The sequence below is a fragment of the Pseudomonas psychrophila genome (assembly GCF_001043005.1).
In the GTDB taxonomy this organism is placed as follows: Bacteria; Pseudomonadota; Gammaproteobacteria; order Pseudomonadales; family Pseudomonadaceae; genus Aquipseudomonas; species Aquipseudomonas psychrophila.
The window spans coordinates 1-757 of sequence record NZ_JYKZ01000047.1 but is presented as its reverse complement, the minus strand read 5'-3'; the positions used below and the strand labels follow the sequence as shown (position 1 = coordinate 757).

Below are 757 nucleotides of genomic sequence, written 5' to 3'. Positions count from 1 at the left end.
GGGTATGGGCACGTTTTTTAGAATTGCATAGCTTTAAAATCACCTTATTGGGTGTGTATGCAAACGGGCAGACATTCGGTCAGGACACGATTATTCATCGGGAGAATAAAGTGCATCCTGGTTTAACCATCATTGTGTTTTGTAATGAATATTGGCCAACCTCCTGGGGAGGGGAACTGGTTTTTTACGATGACTCAAAAGAAAATATTATAAAGGCGGTGCTCCCTAAATCAAGGCGTGTAGTGGTATTCGATGGGCGAATACCACATGCGGCGCGATCACCGTCAGTCAAATGTGATCAGGTTCGAATGACCCTGGCGTTTAAAACAATCATTGAGGCGTAAGAGATGGCAGGGAAGACGGAATTAATAGTAGGTATCATAAATGAGGGTGCGACCGTAGCTTCGGGGGCGGTGGCAATATCAGACCAATTTATAACTAATAATCAAGGGATGGTATTGTTGAGTCAGACGGACCAGACGGGAGCTGTTATAGCCAGTATTACGTCGATCACAAAGTTGGCAGGTCCGTACGTGCCAATAATAAGCATGCCGGGCAATACAGTGGCGGGGACCATTACTTTTCTAAAAGTAGGCATGGACCTTAAGGAGGGGCGTGAGATAAAATCTGGCGATATTTATAGTCTTGTAGGTAATGTGGCTGGAATTATTGCTACATTCGCTGTTCTGACGGGGGGAGGGACTTTAGTCGTTGGCTTTTTAGCAGGTGCTAGCGTGGCTGCGAGTTTGTTGTCAAT

At 45.6% G+C, this 757-nt stretch carries 1 protein-coding gene and 1 pseudogene; both read left to right on the top strand.

The genetic code is table 11. From position 1 onward, the window contains the following. The coding region (locus TU76_RS25025; protein ID WP_169775417.1) for a 2OG-Fe(II) oxygenase at nucleotides 1-344 on the top strand (344 nt) is incomplete at its 5' end. Between the two features lie 3 nt (nucleotides 345-347). Continuing rightward, nucleotides 348-757: pseudogene (locus tag TU76_RS25500) on the top strand (hypothetical protein); the annotation flags it as partial.